The 17,284-nt window shown below is 44.0% G+C and carries 14 protein-coding genes and 1 pseudogene; 10 read left to right on the top strand and 5 right to left on the bottom strand.

Going from position 1 to position 17,284, the window contains the following annotated elements; genetic code table 11:
- Positions 1-25 precede the first annotated feature (25 nt).
- Together R7P36_RS11990 and rnb are read right to left on the bottom strand one after the other, a co-directional pair.
- The gene (locus R7P36_RS11990) at positions 26-835 is read right to left on the bottom strand and encodes a helix-turn-helix transcriptional regulator (protein ID WP_213899596.1); all 810 of its coding nucleotides are present in this window, start codon (positions 833-835) and stop codon (positions 26-28) included.
- 71 nt (positions 836-906) lie between these two features.
- Entirely contained in the window at positions 907-2,910 is a 2,004-nt protein-coding gene (gene rnb, locus R7P36_RS11985) for an exoribonuclease II (RefSeq protein ID WP_318122164.1), read from the bottom strand.
- Positions 2,911-3,323: 413 nt separating this feature from the next.
- Between rnb and R7P36_RS11980 the strand changes: the two genes are divergently transcribed.
- Positions 3,324-5,255 carry a DEAD/DEAH box helicase gene (locus R7P36_RS11980; protein WP_054574370.1) on the top strand — a complete coding sequence of 644 codons (1,932 nt, stop codon included), beginning with the start codon at positions 3,324-3,326 and terminating at the stop codon, positions 5,253-5,255.
- 402 nt (positions 5,256-5,657) lie between these two features.
- Here the strand turns inward: R7P36_RS11980 and R7P36_RS24810 are convergent.
- Positions 5,658-5,978 (bottom strand): annotated as a pseudogene (locus R7P36_RS24810) (GGDEF domain-containing protein); the annotation flags it as partial.
- A gap of 363 nt (positions 5,979-6,341) precedes the next feature.
- Here R7P36_RS24810 and R7P36_RS11970 point away from each other — a divergent pair.
- Positions 6,342-7,535, top strand: coding sequence for an acetate/propionate family kinase (locus R7P36_RS11970; RefSeq protein WP_005386205.1), 1,194 nt, complete (start codon positions 6,342-6,344; stop codon positions 7,533-7,535).
- A gap of 69 nt (positions 7,536-7,604) precedes the next feature.
- On the opposite strand, the gene R7P36_RS11965 is transcribed toward R7P36_RS11970, so the two are convergent.
- The gene (locus R7P36_RS11965; protein WP_115386707.1) at positions 7,605-8,534 is read right to left on the bottom strand and encodes a LysR family transcriptional regulator; all 930 of its coding nucleotides are present in this window, start codon (positions 8,532-8,534) and stop codon (positions 7,605-7,607) included.
- A gap of 128 nt (positions 8,535-8,662) precedes the next feature.
- Between R7P36_RS11965 and R7P36_RS11960 the strand changes: the two genes are divergently transcribed.
- The 4 genes from R7P36_RS11960 (at position 8,663) to R7P36_RS11945 (ending at position 12,516) form a co-directional block, all read left to right on the top strand.
- Complete coding sequence (locus tag R7P36_RS11960; RefSeq protein ID WP_213899594.1) at positions 8,663-9,577, top strand: alpha/beta hydrolase; 915 nt, start codon at positions 8,663-8,665, stop codon at positions 9,575-9,577.
- Between the two features lie 72 nt (positions 9,578-9,649).
- Positions 9,650-10,588 (top strand): alpha/beta hydrolase, encoded by a 939-nt coding sequence (locus tag R7P36_RS11955; protein WP_005375705.1) that lies wholly within the window; start codon positions 9,650-9,652, stop codon positions 10,586-10,588.
- Positions 10,589-10,793: 205 nt separating this feature from the next.
- Entirely contained in the window at positions 10,794-11,096 is a 303-nt protein-coding gene (locus R7P36_RS11950; protein WP_054729353.1) for a hypothetical protein, read from the top strand.
- 400 nt (positions 11,097-11,496) lie between these two features.
- On the top strand, positions 11,497-12,516 hold the full coding sequence (locus R7P36_RS11945) for an alpha/beta hydrolase family protein (RefSeq protein WP_213899593.1): 1,020 nt from the start codon (positions 11,497-11,499) through the stop codon (positions 12,514-12,516).
- A 123-nt stretch (positions 12,517-12,639) separates the two neighbouring features.
- Here the strand turns inward: R7P36_RS11945 and R7P36_RS11940 are convergent, their stop codons facing one another.
- Positions 12,640-13,446, bottom strand: a complete 807-nt coding sequence (locus R7P36_RS11940; RefSeq protein WP_213899592.1) for a sulfite exporter TauE/SafE family protein — start codon at positions 13,444-13,446, stop codon at positions 12,640-12,642.
- Between the two features lie 122 nt (positions 13,447-13,568).
- On the opposite strand from R7P36_RS11940, the gene R7P36_RS11935 reads away from it, so the two are divergent.
- From R7P36_RS11935 to R7P36_RS11920, 4 genes are all read left to right on the top strand, one after another.
- Positions 13,569-14,363 carry an AraC family transcriptional regulator gene (locus R7P36_RS11935; RefSeq protein ID WP_213899591.1) on the top strand — a complete coding sequence of 265 codons (795 nt, stop codon included), beginning with the start codon at positions 13,569-13,571 and terminating at the stop codon, positions 14,361-14,363.
- A 339-nt stretch (positions 14,364-14,702) separates the two neighbouring features.
- Positions 14,703-15,371, top strand: a complete 669-nt coding sequence (locus R7P36_RS11930; protein WP_025767648.1) for a DUF1826 domain-containing protein — start codon at positions 14,703-14,705, stop codon at positions 15,369-15,371.
- A 4-nt stretch (positions 15,372-15,375) separates the two neighbouring features.
- Positions 15,376-15,846: a Fur family transcriptional regulator gene (locus tag R7P36_RS11925; protein WP_017821073.1), complete on the top strand. Its 471-nt coding sequence runs from the start codon at positions 15,376-15,378 to the stop codon at positions 15,844-15,846.
- Between the two features lie 82 nt (positions 15,847-15,928).
- Entirely contained in the window at positions 15,929-17,263 is a 1,335-nt protein-coding gene (locus R7P36_RS11920) for a dihydroorotase (RefSeq protein ID WP_213899590.1), read from the top strand.
- The last annotated feature ends 21 nt before the right edge of the window (positions 17,264-17,284 follow it).

Genomic DNA, 17,284 nt, shown 5'->3' with positions numbered 1-17,284 from the left:
CAACGGATGCGAATGCCGACATGATTTATACTTTAGGCCTAACAACTTGGTTTCTAAAGTCTTTGGGGGTCATGTTGTAAACGGATTTAAATGCTGTACTGAAATGCGCTGCACTTTTAAAGCCAGACTCAAACGCTATTTCTGTTATTGATTTTTCTGACTTGCGCAGTTGGGTTGCTGCGAAGTTTATCCGTTTCACCTTTAATATCTGAGAAAACGAAAGATCATCTGCGGCGAGGCGACGTTTTAAGGTTGCGATGGACATGCTCATATGAGCCGCTAAGCCTTCTAGCGTGATGTCTTTTTCAATATTACCCTCAATGTACTTAATGGCTTTTTGAGAGTCGCTCAGGCTACTTGCATCATCTATGATAGATAGGATGTTTGGCTCTACCTCAACCATCAACGACAGCAATGCCATTGCGATATGGCTTTGTGTGTAGTCTGGAGCATTGCGACTCGCTAACTTAACCAACATGTCCTTCAATTGTGCTACTTCGCTACTGGATTGCGTTGAAAAAGGATAGAAGCGCCTTTCTTCCGTTTTGGAACGTAGCATCGGGTGCGCTTTCTTAAAGTCACAGAATATATTTGGATTGAAGACTAAAGCCAGTGCTTTAAAGCCTCCGTCACTAGAGACGGCTTCTGCACTGCTCAGATCTGCGGAGTTATAGAGTGTGAAATCTCCGGCTTTAAGTTCAAATTGCTCGCCATTAGGTTGATGAACTAATAGGGCACCTTCTTCAACAATATATAACCCATTATGTGTTGCAGTGTAACGCTCACTTTTGCGCGCAGTGAAGTGTTTAAAGCGAATGATCTCAATGTTCGGCATACTCTTTCTTATCGTTTTACATAACAAATAAAAAAGGCGCTCAATAGAGCGCCTTTTAACTTCATTCGGTATTATTCACTTACAGTCTGTTCTGTTTGTGCTGCTGGTTGTTCAGCGAATACCTGGGTTGGCTTTGCAACTAAACTGCGGTTTTCTTGGTTTACGTCCGTAAGGACAATTTCCAATGTATCCCCAAGTTTGTATACGACCTCTTTATCGATAGAGATGGTACCGTTGTCGCCATTGCACTCAATTCTTTCTTTATTATCAAGAATTAGTGCACCAGGAATAAAGGCTGCTGCGCCATTTTCGAGAAGTCGGACACGTGCGCCTGCACGATTAATATCGAAAATCTCACCTGTGAAACAAGTTTTCTTGCTCGGCTCATCAGCAAGCGTGCGTGCATATAGCCAATCTGAGACATTTCGCTCAGCGATTTTATGATGTTTACGATGTAGAGCTAGCTCTTCGCCTACTTGGTCATCTGGTTTTTGTACAGGTTCTTTACCAAGGATGACGGCCTTCAACATACGGTGGTTGATCATATCACCGTATTTACGAATTGGTGATGTCCAAGTTGCATAGATGTCTAAACCCATTGCATAATGAGGCAGAGGCTGATTACCCACTTCGCTGTATGCTTGGAACTTACGAATACGGTTATCTAGATAAGACGTTTCTTGAGCAGCCAACCAGCGGCGCAACGCAGCAAAGCCTTCTAGTGTAGCAATAGACTCCGCTGTGAACTCCAACTGGCCTTCTGGATTGACAAGTTTAACCACTTCCTCAATCTTCTCGCTCTTGATACCTGCATGCGTATTGAAGACACCTGTTTCAAATTTATCGCGTAATGTACGACCTGCACAGATGTTTGCGGTAATCATGGATTCTTCAACAAGGCGGTTTGCACTGCGGCGCATGTCTGCGTGGATAGCGATTACATCGTTATCTTCACTGAGCTCAAAACGGTAGTCAGGGCGGTCTGGGAAGACCACTGCGTTTTTCTCACGCCATTCAGAGCGAGCAAGAGAGAACTCATAAAGATCACGAACGATGGTCGCGATCTCTTCAGATGGCTGCCATGCTTCAGAGCTGTCGTGTTCTAACCAATCAGACACGTGATCGTATGCTAGGCGTGCATGTGATTTGATGTTTGCCGCGAAGAATTTAATATCGTCGCCAATCACACCATCTTTACTTACCGTTACGGTACAGCAAATAGCAGGGCGGGTTTCACCTTCAATCAGAGAACATAGGTTGTCCGCTAAATCGCGAGGTAGCATCGGGATGTTGCGGCCTGGAAGATAAATAGTATAGCCACGTTCACGCGCTACTTTATCCATTTCATCTTCAGGTGTGATGTAGGCGGTTGGGTCCGCAATAGCGATGGTGAGTTCGAAATCGCCAGATACGGTTTTCTTCGCGTACAGCGCATCGTCCATATCTTTAGTCGACTCACCGTCGATAGTGACGAATGGAACATGAGTCATGTCTACGCGTTCTAGCTCCGCGTCGTCTTTCAGTTCCCAGTTATCGATGCCTGCTGGCTCAGAGTTTGGTAGATCGTTTTGAGCAAGCGTTACCCACCAAGGCGCAATTTTATCATTCGCGTCAGTGATTTTTTCAGAAATTTTTACGAAGAAAGAGTTATCACCTTTTAGAGGGTGGCGAGTAAGATGTGCGACAACCCAATCACCTTCGGCGAACTCGTCAGGTTTTAGACCTTTCTTTAATTTCGCTTTAAGAGATAGCTTTTTAAGCTGTGGGTGATCAGGTGCTACGTTGAGCTTGCCTTTGAACATTTTTACTCGACCAATAAAGCGAGTCACGGCTTGTTCCAGCAGCTCTTGTGGCTCTGCAACTTCGCGTTCATTTTCGGTGCGGATAATGGCGACGACTTTGTCACCGTGCATGCACTTTTTCATGTACGCAGGCGGGATGAAGAAGCTAGTCTTACTGTCCACTTCCAAAAAGCCAAAGCCTTTATCTGTGGCTTTTATTGAGCCTTCTTTTTTAGGCAGGTTTTCTTGGATTTGCTGCTTAAGCTGAGCGAGTAGTGGGTTATCTTGAAACATCTTTTCTTAAATTACCTATGGAGTTGGGCACACTATAATCATTGCGAGCTATTATTACTACCTGTGGAGCGTAATTTCGCCGTGAATTTTGCCTATTTAACCACGAGAAATTGGCTTAAATATTGATGAAATTCTCATCTGTGAGCTACGCGAATCTACGGGGAATGGTAGGGCTGGTGGAAAAATATGCTAAAAATACCATTGTTGAGAATAAATTGTGATGTAATTCAATTTTTTCTGGATTTTTTTATGCTTTTAAGGAATAATCCGCCTCCCTTAGTCGTCCCTAATGGCTTATCGCGGTTGTGTACTGTGCTGTGTTCCCGTCTGAATGGAATCAGTATCTGGATGGATCAGTATCGAATTGGAAGAGCATATGGGACTGTTTTTTTGTTTAATTAAGTAGGATCCCAATGCAAGATTCTGTTATTCAATTCAGTGATTTATCTCTGAATGATTCTATCCTTTCTGCTCTAGACGGAATGGGTTTCGTGTCACCAACTCCAATTCAGGCTGCGGCAATCCCACACCTATTGGAAGGTGCTGACGCGCTGGGTAAAGCTCAAACAGGTACAGGTAAAACAGCAGCGTTCTCTCTGCCTCTTCTCAACAAACTCGATCTAAACCAACGCAAACCGCAAGCGATTGTACTTGCTCCGACTCGTGAGCTGGCAATTCAGGTTGCAGCGGAAATGAAAAACCTTGGTAAAAATATCAAAGGTTTGAAAGTTCTAGAGATTTACGGTGGCGCATCTATTGTCGACCAAATGCGTGCTCTTAAAAGTGGCGCTCATGTAGTTGTTGGTACTCCAGGCCGTGTTCAAGATCTGATCAATCGCGAACGTCTACACCTAGACGAAGTTAGTACTTTCGTTCTTGATGAAGCAGACGAAATGCTAAACATGGGTTTCGTAGATGACGTAACTGCGATCATGGAGCACGCTCCAGAGTCAGCACAACGCGTTCTGTTTTCTGCAACTATGCCTCCAATGCTGAAGAAGATCGTTGAACGTTTCCTTCGTGACCCTGTAACGGTTGACGTTGCTGGTAAAAACCACACTGTAGACAAAGTTCAACAACAGTTCTGGGTAGTGAAAGGTGTAGAGAAAGATGAAGCGATGTCTCGTCTTCTTGAAACTGAAGAAACTGACGCGTCAATCGTATTCGTACGTACTCGTCAAGATACTGAGCGTCTGGCTGACTGGCTATCTGCACGTGGCTTTAAAGCAGCTGCACTGCACGGTGACATTCCTCAGTCTCTACGTGAACGTACTGTTGATCACATCAAACAAGGTGTTATTGACATCCTAGTTGCAACTGATGTTGTAGCTCGTGGTCTTGACGTTCCACGTATTACGCACGTATTCAACTACGACATCCCATTTGATGTTGAGTCATACATCCACCGTATCGGTCGTACTGGCCGTGCTGGACGTAAGGGTAAAGCGATCCTTCTAGTTCGCACTAACCAAATTCGTATGCTTCGCACTATCGAGCGTGTAACTAAGTCATCTATGGAAGAAATCCAACTTCCTCTACGTGACCAAGTTGCTGAAGCTCGTCTAGCTAAGCTAGGCGCTGAGCTTGAAGCAGAGAAAGAGCACAAAGCACTAGACAAATTTGCTGAGCTGGTAGAGAAACTACAAAGTTCTCTAGACATCGACCCAGCAACACTTGCTGCTATGCTTCTTAAGCGTCAGCAAGGCAAACGTCCTCTGTTCTACATTGGCGAAGACCCAATGGTTGAAGCAATTGAGCGTGACAAGCAACGTCGTAAAGAGCGCCGTGAAGGTGGTCGCGACGGCGGTCGTAACTTCAACAACCAAGACTGGGATACTTACCAGCTTCAAGTTGGTCGTGAGCAAGGCGTTCAAGTTAAAGACATCGTTGGCGCTCTAGCAAACGAACTAGGTCTAGGTAAAGGTTCTATCGGTGCGATCAAGCTAGCTCAAGGTCACACATTCGTACAGCTACCTAAAGCAATGACTTCAGACGCGGCGAACAAGCTAAGCAAACTACGTATCCGTCAACAAGATGTTGGTGCTGTAGTATGTGACTTCGATGATTTCCGCGAGTCTCGTGGTGGTCGCCGTGACGGTGGTCGTCGCGATGGTGGTCGTCGTGATGGCGGTGGTTACCGTGGCAACCGCGAAGGCGGCAACCGTGGTGGTGATCGTCGTGAAGGCGGCCGTCGCGAAGGTGGCTTCCGTGGTAACCGTGACGGCAACCGCGATGGCAATCGTGAAGGTGGCGAACGTCGTTTCGATCGCAACCGTGGTGGTGATCACCGTGGTGCACATCGTGGTGAACGTGGTCACGGTCGTGGCCGTCGTACAGACGCATAATCACGAGTGATTAAAGCGACGGTTTAAGTTGCTACAAAAAGAATTGAAAGCCGAGCAAAGTGCTCGGCTTTTTTATGCGCGTCTAATACGGTTTTGCTTTTCATCGTGTTTGTTTACCCAACTTATTACTTCGTCTAAGGGCAGGGCAGAACAAGTAACCCTGAATGATGTCACAGCCTCGACTTCTCGAAAAATGCAGTGTGTCCATGTCTTGAACGCCTTCTGCTACGACCTAATACCCTAATCCATGTGCTAGCGCAATCGTGTTCTCAACGATAGAGCGTGAGCCTTCAGTGCGGCTTGCTGTGAAAAGAAATTAACCGGCTTACCTTGAAACGTATTATCAATCTTTCGACGTTTTTGAGGTTATCTCATAATTTGAATCAGTCATTGGCCTTCAGGTTGTGTCATGTCTTCGATAGACTCAAAGCAGTATTTACGATTAGGGAGCCCAGTAAGAGCGTCATGGACGGCATTGCGCTTCTCTCTTTCAGCAACAGTATGAAGCTCTAATATCGAATCGTTGCTCCACTTAATCACCAGCACGACAAAGATACTGCCGCCAAAAAGTATAAGAGAAACCCCCGTTTCTAAGAGAGAAGCAATAGGTTTTTGCATGATGGCGTGCAAAAAAACGGCATAAGCAAAAATGAAACAGCTGATTAACAATAATAGGAAAGTCCACCCGGTTACGTCAGTTTTCGAGCAGATGTTTTTTGTCATCTGCCATCCCCAGCAGAGCAAAATCAAACCTAAGATTACTAATAGAAATGCAATAGTGGGCACATTATTACCCCGATTTATTGATTGGTTTGTTATTTTTGTTCACCCAATAAACAACGTAGCTTATATATCTGACTTTGTACAAATTGACCTATTCATAAATTATGTTTAACAAGTGATATTTTTTAGCCTTCAAATAAAATCAAAACTTGCTATAGATCAACAAAATTTGTTCAATCAAATCGCTTTTACTAAAAGATTGTTGAAAGATTAAAAAATTATTGAATAATAGAGGGGAAAACAAGAAGTACGCAGCGCACAAGCGCTATTACAACCTCTGCTCTACAACAGGATAACTATTTCATGTCTAATTCGTTTGTACTGGTGATCAACTCTGGTAGCTCTTCATTAAAATTTGCTGTTATTGATTCTGAAACCGGTGAAGCTTTGGTATCAGGTATTGGTGAGTGTTTTGGCCTACCTGAAGCTGAAATCAGTTGGAAATATCAGGGAGAAAAAACCGTTGAAGCAATTCCGGCTGGCGGTAACCATCATCAGTACGCTGTTGAGCGAGTGGTAAAACTACTCGAAACTCTAGGTTTGAGCTCAAAATTTGTCGCTGTAGGCCATCGCATTGTCGCAGGCGGTGAAACCTTTAAAGGAACTGTGAAAGTTGATGAAACAGTTATTCAAGAAGTAGAGCGCCTTGCTGAACTTGCACCACTTCATAACAAAGCGAACGCTGAAGGCATGAGAGCGGCAATGGCGGCGTTCCCTTCACTGCCTCAATTTGCTGTATTTGACACTGCTTTCCACCAAACAATGCCAGCCAAAGCCTTTATGTACGCACTTCCTTACGAGCTTTACGAAGAGCATAAAGTGCGTCGTTACGGTGCTCACGGTACAAGCCACTACTACGTAAGCCGTGAAGCAGCGAAAATGCTAGATAAGCCGGTTGAAGAGAGCAGCTTTATCACTGTGCACTTAGGTAACGGTGCATCAGTGAGTGCGGTTAAAAATGGCGAATGTGTTGATACAAGTATGGGTTTGACGCCGTTAGCTGGCCTAATGATGGGCACTCGCTGTGGTGACCTTGATCCAAGTGTTATCGAGTTTCTTTTCCGTAAAGGCTGGGAAAAAGACGAAGTGTTCGAGATGATGAACAAGAAGTCAGGTTTCTTAGGTGTATCTGGTGTGACAAGTGATGCTCGTGGCGTACTAGAAGCAATGGAAGCGGGGAATTCACGTGCGAAGTTGGCATTTGAGATCTTCACTTACCGCGTTGCGAAATACATTACTTCCTACCTAGCGGCTCTGGATTCATTAGACGGCATCATCTTCACTGGTGGTATTGGTGAAAACTCACTACCAATTCGTCGTGAAATCTTGAAAAACCTAAAGCTGTTAGGTTTTGTTGAAGATGAGAAAGGTAACGAAGATGCAAGATTTGGTAACGCAGGTGTTATTGCAACATCTGAGTTGTTAGGTGCCAAAGCTCTTGTTATTCCTACTAACGAGGAATTTGTGATAGCTAAACAATCGGTTGAGCTATTGTAATATATAACGAAAACAGAAAGTTAAAAGCGAGCCTCGTGCTCGCTTTTTTTATTTAAAGCAATTTGGTAATTACTCTTTGAGTTTCAGAGCTTCGCGCTTTTCGATTAAAAAATCCATCAAGACGCGGATTTTTTTCGGCATATGCTCTCGTGAAGGTATATATAAATAAAACCCAGGAAACTCTTTGCACCAAGGTGTCAGAACTCGGGTCAATCTTCCCTCATTTATGTGCTTTTCCACCCATAAATCAATATGCTTCACTAAACCCACACCCTGTATTGCAGCTTGTAACATACTATAGTCATCATTAAAAATAGCATTGCCTTTAGGCTCGAAAACGAGGGTGCGCTTTGCAACATCTGGAGAGGTTAGCGACCAATGATCAATTGTTCCGCTAGAGGTAAAACGATAAGCAAGGCAATTGTGACCTTCTAAATCCTCAGGAGTTTGAGGTAGTCCATTTTGCCTAAAGTATTCAGGAGAGCCCACTATTGCAGTTGTTAACGGCGGAGTAATAGGGACCGCAACCATATGTTCATCTAAGCTTAACCCTAAGCGAATGCCAGCGTCAACGCCTTCTGCGACGATGTTAGAAAACCCATCATCCATAATTAGCTCTAGGCGTATTTTAGGATAACGAGAGAGGAACTCACCTAGATAGGGCTCAATAAGCAGCCGAGCAGCGGTTCTTGATACACTGATACGGATTAATCCCGAAGGCTCAAGATGAGAGTCGTTCAATTCGTTAACGACCTGCTCAATGTTCATCAATGAAGGTTGCAAAATATCAAGCAGACGTTGGCCTTCTTGAGTCAACGACATACTTCTAGTGGTTCTATTGATTAACCGAACTTGTAGCTGTTGCTCTAACGCTTTCAGGTGTTGTGATAAGGCAGCACGGGTTATCCCCATTTCTAAGGCTGCTTTAGTGAAACTGCGATGGCGAGCAATATGTGCAAACCACGTCAGTGATGAAATTAAAGAAGGTTCTATTCTCATTTGTTAAGTATAACTAAACAGTCATGTAGATAAAGCGATATTTATCCGAAACAGTGTGTTGACTAATATTACCTCGAAGCTTAGGTCAGCCTGAGATGAACAGTTAACCTCTATTGGAGAATGTCGCTATGTCTAAAGTCACTTTCAAAAATCTCAATGGTCAAGGTATTGAGATTTCAGCGGTTATCAACTTCCCTACAGATTTTGATGCAAGTAAACAATATGCGGCGGTTGTTGTTTCACACCCAGGTGGTGGCGTAAAAGAGCAAACCGCAGGCCTATATGCGAGTAAACTTGCAAAAAGCGGCATAATTGCCATTGCGTTTGACCGTTCGTATCAAGGTGAAAGTACAGGTGAGCCTCGCCAAATGGAAAACCCTTACACGAGTACTGAAGACGTGAGCGCAGTCGTCGACTATCTGACAACGTTAGAGTACGTCGATAACGATAAAATTGGCGCAATGGGGATTTGTGCTGGTGCGGGCTATAGTGCAAATGCAGCGATCAATGATCGTCGAATCAAAGCACTGGGTATGGTTAGTGCCGTAAACATTGGCCAAATGTTCCGTAATGGTTGGGATAATTCGGTTAACGATGCTGACGCTGTTGGTTACTTAGAATTTGGTTCGAATGCTCGCACAACCGACACGAATGGTACAGAATTCGCGACTATTCCTCTAGCTCCGATGCTTGAAGAAGATGCCTCAAATGCAGAGCTACGCGAAGCTTGGGAGTATTACCACACACCACGTTGTGAACATCCAAATGCGCCGGGTTTTGCTCTAACTCGTAACTTAAACCAGATCATTACTTACGATGCGTACCACAAAGCGGAAGCATTCCTAACTCAGCCAATTCTTGCTGTCGTTGGTAGTGACGCAGGCAGCAAATGGATGAGTGATGACCTGATAGAACGTGCAGCGAGTTCAGATAAAACCTTGTATGCCATTGATGGTGCAAACCATATGTCGCTTTATGATGTTGCCGAATACGTCGATGACGCAGTATCCCAACTCGCATCTTTCTTCCAACGCACTCTTTAATATTCCCGATGAAAGGCTCAATTGCTTCGAGCCTTTCTGCTCTCAAGGCTTTTTACTCTTAAGGTATTGATTATGAATATGCAAAAAATCACTTTTAGAAATGCTGATATGGCCTGGGATATGTCTGCATTAATTTTATTTCCAGAAGGCTTCAATGAATCGAAACGCTACCCAACAATGATAAGTGTTCATCCTTTTGGTAGTTGTAAAGAACAAACATCCAGCGCTGTCTATGGTAAAGCCCTTGCTGAGTTAGGTTACGTCGTGATCGCATTTGACGCGAGCTTCCAAGGAGAATCGGGGGGATTGCCTCGCTACGTAGAAGACCCAAGTCAACGTGTTGAAGATATCAGTCGCGTTATCGACTATGCAGTGACTTTACCTTATGTCGATGAGAATAGAATTGGTGGACTCGGTATCTGCGGCGGTGGTGGTTACATGATCAATTCAGCCCTAACCGAAAAGCGCTTGAAAGCTGTCGTAGGTATTACGCCTGTTAACTTAGGTCGCTTGTTCCGTGAAGGCTTTAGTATGTACGACCCTATCGCCAATCTTGAAGCTATGGCTGCACAGAGAACAGCCGAAGCTCGCGGCTCAGAGCTGAAAATCGATGAACTTCTTCCTCCAAATATTGAATTTGCAAAAGAAAATGGATTAACAGAACGAGACGTGTTCGAAGCTACTGAATACTACAAAACATCACGTGGACAAACCGAAGGTGGTGCAACTCGTATGCTGTTTTCACATGCACAGAAAACACTGAGCTGGGATGCCTTTGCATTTGCCGAAACGTTATTGACTCAGCCTGTTATGGCCGTGGTAGGGCAAAAAGTCGGGGCGTTTGGTGCTTATCGTGATGGGCAGGAAATTTATGGCCGCTCTGTTCAATCAAAAGACCGACAGCTGGTTAATTTGGAAAACTGGTCTCACTATGAACTGTATGACCATCCAGAAGCAGTCGGCATTGCAATGGACAAGGTTTCTGCATTCCTTGAAACACACTTAAAATAATCTAATAAGTTAGAAGCGTTTTGTAGAGTTGCAAAGCGCTTATTTTTAACAGCGTAAGATGTAGTTCGAAGCGAGTAGGTCGGTAAATCTTCGTGCGAATAACCTCATCTACAGGCTATTGACTAAATACCACTGCCAAATACTGTTTAAGACAATGTACACTGAAACCTAATTAAAGGCGTTAGATAGGAATGAAGTTTAATTTATGCGCAAATCAGATAAGAAGGTCGAGAATCTAATTAGAGGAGTGTTGACCGAAGTTTGTGAAGATACGCTAAAAGGCTACGATGGCTTTCTTTGGGTGACTCATACCGTCAAATTCTCTTCTTTTCCACAAAGTTTAGAAATAGTCTGTGTATTCGAAACGAAGCAAGATCGAGCTAACTTTTTTGAAGGAGAGGGCCGCCAGCATGTTTCCACAACTATTCAAAAGGCATTTAATAAGGTAGGAGTGCAACTAAAGAACGTCAGTAAGCAAATCAGTTACGATACAAAACAAAAGCATTAGCCGCGCAGCAATGGTCCGTAATAAAATGGTGCTTGGCTACCTTGCTATAAAAATGCAAAGGGCACTGGATGGGCAATGAAGCTTCGGCTCACTTAGATATACATCGGTGTAACTATGAGTTATGGAGTTATGGATTGTGAATACGGTTGGTTTTCTAATGTTGCCTTAAGAGGCAATGATTAGTCGTTTACAATGAGTAAAGTACAAACTTCTGCATGGTGGATATCCGCAGAAAATTATTGAAAAGAAAGGCTCTAGCTGGAGCGGTCTATCATTTTCTTTGGGTTACCTCGACTATGAATAGCTTAATTGCTATGTTTCGCAAAATATATGGAGAATCTCCTGCGCGTTATTTTTCTAGATGCCGTGCAGAAGAATGTGTTGACCGGCTGAGGGAAAAATGAAAACCAAAATAATAATGTCTTTTCTACTCGCTACATTGTGTGTCAGTGCCAGCGCCAGTACGAATGAGCCGAAATACCATTCTGCGCTAACAATCAAAACGGGATTCAGTGAAGACAGAGATAAGCCAGTAGAAGTCTATTATTGGTATCCCACAACTAACGAAAAAAACAATTTCACGTTTGGTAGGGGGAACATTTTTAAATCAGTCGAAACGCAGTTAGATGCCCCTTTAGCAAGTGGAAAATTTCCCGTTGTGCTTTTGTCGCAGGGCGGAACACGGTCAGCGTTTTTCCACAGTGGTTGGATAGCCTCGAGCCTGGCGCAACAAGGTTATGTCGTTGTGGTACCAAAGCCTCCTACACCGAACGAAATCAATGCAGAAATGGCTGTTGATGAAATCACATTCAGAACCAGTGATTTGGTGCTTGGACTGAACGAATTAAGTTCGGCCGGGATACTGTCCGGAGGCGTAGATACTGATGCAGTGCAGGGGGTCGGCTTTTTTCTGGGCGGCACATCTATGCTGATGCTCTCCGGAGCGCAAATAAGCCCGGAGAAATATCGAACATCGTGTCACAACGCCACCAATGTAGACTGTCATTGGTTACGTGAAAATAACGTTGATATTACCAGCATCCCGGATCAAAAATTCCCCCGATTTCAGTCTGAAAACAAACTGAAATCGGTCGTCGTTATCAACCCTGAGCTAACGAAAACTTTTGTCCCTGAAACTCTGGCCTTGATGAACAATGCTATCACCGTGGTGACGCTTTCTGATCGGCTACATCCCGCACTGACACCAGCCGAATCACTTGTTGATCTTCCCAATGTGACGTTTCAAGAGATTCCTAGTGCGAGTCAGTTTAGTGCGTTCGCAGAATGTACTGAGCGTGGCATTAAAATTCTCGCATCAGAAGGGGAGGAAGCACTTTGCCAGGAGCGTGACGAGGTTTCCAGAAAGGACAATCATCAGCACATTTTGGATGTAATTCTGGCCAGGTTAACAAAGTCATAAGAGTGCAACAATGAGGAGCTTTCTTACACATTGTGTGCTTGGACCAGCAAAGCGAGAAGTAAGTTTTTGCAGGCTTATCCTTTCACCATAGTGCAAGGCCTACTAGTGACCGTGTTATTTGCTCTAACTAAGTACTTGTACCAACATTTTGAAACTTAGAAGAACACACAAAATACCAACGATTTTCTTAAGAACTTTATTTGGGAAATACTCTGCACAACGCACGCCGAGGCTAGTAGTTAAGTAGCTACTAATGGAGAAGCTGAGCATTGCAGGAAGGTATATGTATCCTAATACTAAGTTGTTCCAATCTGTGTTTCCCCATCCGTTTAACATGTAACCGAGGCTTCCTGACAGCGCGATAGGGATACCTATCGCAGCAGAGGTACCAATAGCACGTTTTACCTCAAAATTTTGCTGGACAAGATAGGGGATGATCAACCCCGCACCGCTTATAGAGACAAGTGCTGATACAGAGCCAATCACCGAGCCTACAGTGATATTACCGATAGCCCCATGTGGGTTAGGGTTGTACTCATTTTCAGTGTTGAGAAACATCTTATAAGCAACATACAACATGAATACGCTGAAAAAGCCTGCCAGATAGACTCCTTGTAGATACGATGCTACGAATGTGGCGCAAAATGTTCCGACTAGAACTCCGCTCAACATTTTTACTACCATTGTCGAGTCTACATTCTCTTTTTTGTAGTGAGCGCGCATGCTGCCCAATGTTGTAATAATCATCGAAGCCATTGATGTCCCTAACGCAAGATGCACTACTTCCGTATCAGCTATTCCCTGTAGTGAAAATAGAAACGCAAAAATAGGGACGGCCATTCCACCACCACCCACACCAACGAGTCCAGCGAGAAAGCCAATGCCCAAGCCTGCTGTAATGTAATAGATAATAAAGATAGGTTCGTTCATGATGGTTCTGCCTTCGATAAAATGATCGTTGCTAAAATGTTACTCGAACGCTAACTTGCTATGGTAACGTTAAGAGGACAGAAAATAATGAATAATGGCCAAAATGGAATTGAGTAAATAAAGTGACAAACTCTGATTACAGCGAATGGAAAAATGGCGCCGCACTGATCGTTAAGGAGTGGCAGCATGAAAGGAGCGACTTCAACCATTTGGATCAACGGCCACATAATTGGCACAGCCATCATCGAGGCCAGTTACTGTGTATAGATGAAGGGCTAATTCAGGTCAAAACCGATGAAGGAACGTGGATACTACCACCTCACCGAGCTGGTTGGATCCCCCCGGGTGCGATACACAGTGTTTATTTTTGTGGTTCTCTGAAAGGTCGTTCATTACTGTTTACTCCAGAGAGTTGTGAGCGGTTTCCAATGAGACCTTGTGTGATCCAACTTAGCGATGTGTTGAAAGCCCTATCGGTTAGAGCATCGATATGGAGTAAAACAGACGATCTATCCATACAGTCTTTACGTATTCTTGCCGTAATATCCGATGAAATCGTCAATAGCCCTCATGAGTCACTCTACATCCCACTGCCCAGTGATCCGAGACTGCAAAAAGTTACTCAAGCGATTTTAATAGACCCAAACAGCAAACATTCAGTGGAGCATTGGGCCTGTATCGGGGCAGTCTCATCTCGGACGTTAAGACGATTGATTCGAAGTGAGTTAAACATGAGTTTTAGTGAATGGCGGCAACAAGTACTGCTAATACATTCATTAGAAATGATAGCTCGAGGGGAATCGGTGGGAGATATTGCACATGCTTTAGGTTATTCGACGCCCAGTAACTTTATTGCGATGTTTCGTCGGGTCTATGGCGATTCACCCACGCGTTACTTTTCTAATCGCGGAATATAATTTCCGTGCTCGCATGCTCATGATGTTCCCCTAATTATCTTTAATCAAAAAAGGTAAATATTGAAAAGATTAATTGTTATGTTATAACATTTCCTTGTTTGGGGCTCTACAATTTGTTGTTTAAAGAATTGATCTCACAACCAGTAGTCTCCTATTGAGAGAGAGTAAACGTTGATTTCTTCACAAGCGCTGTCTGACTTGACTCTACATGGGGTGGGACTGTGTCAATATGTCCGTGAACTAGAGCGAAATCGTAACGATTACTAGGTCTCATAGCCCTAGAAAATCAACGTTATTAAAACCTTTACCTGACCTTTTTAACGCTTGGGAGGAAGATATATGAGCATTGATGTAGTTGAGAACCCGCTTCGTGTCCAAACAACATCATCGTTGGCGATATCGACATCAGCGAACATACTTAGCGACATCTACAAACCAGAGCACAATATTGCCATATGGCAGCGAACGCTCTCGAAAGAGTTGACGAAGGACATTAATCTGATGCTGGCTCAGGAGCCTAGATTGGCACTGGTACAAAGTGTCACGCCAGATGATGCTGCACAATGGGTACGAAGCAAGTTAGAGGGCTATGCGTGTGCTGATGCGCTGAGTGAAGATGTTGCTTTAATCGTCGATATGTTCTGCTGTTTGTTTGAGGTTAAAGAAGCAGGTTTGAGACTAACTCGCCTAGACAGCCCGATGTGCCCGAAATTTCACTTTGATCGTGTGCCTTGCAGACTTGTCATAACTTATACCGGCCGAGCGACCGAATGGTTAACCAACGATACCATTGATCGCACTAAACTCGGTGCCGGTAGTCTTGGTCAACCTGATCACCTATCGGGCTTATACGACTCTGAAAGTGCCATACGACGAATGCAGCCTGGCGATGTTGCCCTGCTCAAAGGAAGTGGTTGGGAAGGCAATGAAGCCACTGGACTTATACATCGCTCTCCACATGTTGCAGATAATGAACGTCGCTTACTACTCACATTGGATTTCATCTAGAGATATGAGAAAGCTCAAAACGGTAGATGACGTCATGAAGCAGGTAGAGAAAATCTGCCTGCTGCGAGGTAAACAACTCACTACTAAACGGAAATTGATACTGACTTCGCTGCTATATGCGGAGAAGCCGCTTTCTGCTTACGAACTAGTTGACTACTGCAATCACAACTTTTCTCAAAACATTCAAGCGATGTCGGTTTATCGAATACTCGATTTCCTTGAAGCAGAGCACTTTGTCCATAAGCTCAATACATCTAGTAAATACGTCGTTTGTTCTCAAATCGCGTGCGATCAGGAGCATGGCGTTCCACAGTTTTTGATTTGCTCTCAGTGTGGAAAGGTTAGTGAAATAGCGGTTGAAGCCAATGTTATTTCTAGCGTATGTGCGAAAGCCATACAAGAAGGCTTCACCGTTCTTAGCCCACAATTTGAGATTTCCTGTGTTTGCGATGAATGCGCAAACCGCCCCCTATGAGGCAGACACACGATCTCCCCTTATAGCTTCACAAGGTGACCGAGTATTGGCCACCTTTTCAAATTATCTAAAAGAATGAATTATGTCAGCAACATTGATTAAAAACGCTCGGGTGGTCAACGAAAGAGCCATTACCGAAACAGATTTACGTATTGTTGATCAAAGAATTGACAAGATTGCTACTAATATATCCGTACAACACGGAGATATTGTAATTGATGCTAAAGGGGCTTATTTACTGCCAGGCATGATTGACGATCAAGTGCATTTCCGAGAACCTGGGCTGACACATAAAGGCACAATTGCAAGCGAGTCGCGGGCAGCGGTAGCCGGCGGTATTACAAGCTACATGGAAATGCCCAATGTTAGTCCGGCTACAACGACTATTGACTCGTTAGAGCGCAAGTTCGCTCTCGCTAAAGAAAGCTCGTTTGCAAATTATTCTTTCTACCTCGGTGCAACCGAAGACAATCTTGAACAGATTAAACAACTTAACCCCAAACAACATTGTGGTGTGAAAGTATTTATGGGGGCATCAACAGGAAATTTATTAGTCGAAGATCCGCAAGCGTTAGAGTCAATTTTTCGTGACTCTCCAGTACTCATTGTTACTCATTGTGAAAGTGGGACTGTTATTAAACAAAACCAGCAAAAGCAAAGGCTTAAGAAGCCAGGTTTCACTATCGAAGACCATCCCATTTTGCGTGACGAAGAGGCCTGTTACGCTTCATCTTCTTATGCGGTAGAACTTGCCAAAAAGTATCACAGCCAACTGCATGTGCTGCACATCACAACGACGAAGGAGCTAGCACTTTTTGACGAGGGAGACATTCGAGATAAATCAATCACTGCGGAGGCTTGTGTTCACCATCTTTGGTTCAGCAACAAAGATTATGGCGCTCTTGGTAATTTGATCAAATGTAATCCTTCAATCAAGTTTCCTAGTGACCGCGATGCGTTGTTAAAAGCGTTAAATACGGGGCAAATAGATATTATTGCAACAGACCACGCTCCTCACACTTGGCAAGAAAAACAAGTGCCTTACGAGCAGGCTCCAGCCGGACTGCCGTTAGTTCAGCATGCGTTACTTACTCTCTTCGAGCATGTCCGTTTAGGTCATATGAGTTTGACTCAAGTAGTCGAAAAAACTGCGCACAACCCGGCCATTCGCTATGGCATTCAAGACCGAGGTTTTATTCGTGAAGGTTACTACGCCGATTTGGTGTTGGTTGATGCTCATACCCCAACACGAGTTAGCAACGAAAACAGTTTATATCACTGTGGTTGGTCGCCTTTTGCTGGACATGAATTTTCAGCTCAAATTCAAAAGACTTGGGTCAATGGCGCGCTAGTTTATGCCAATAACAAAGTCATCGATAAACCAGCTGGAGCGATGCGTTTATCCTTCAATCGTTAAGTCGCTGACCGTAAAAAAAGA

Origin of the sequence: Vibrio sp. 397 (assembly GCF_033339395.1) — a bacterium.
GTDB classification, from domain to species: Bacteria; Pseudomonadota; Gammaproteobacteria; order Enterobacterales; family Vibrionaceae; genus Vibrio; species Vibrio alginolyticus.
This window is presented reverse-complemented; position numbering and strand designations above follow the sequence as displayed.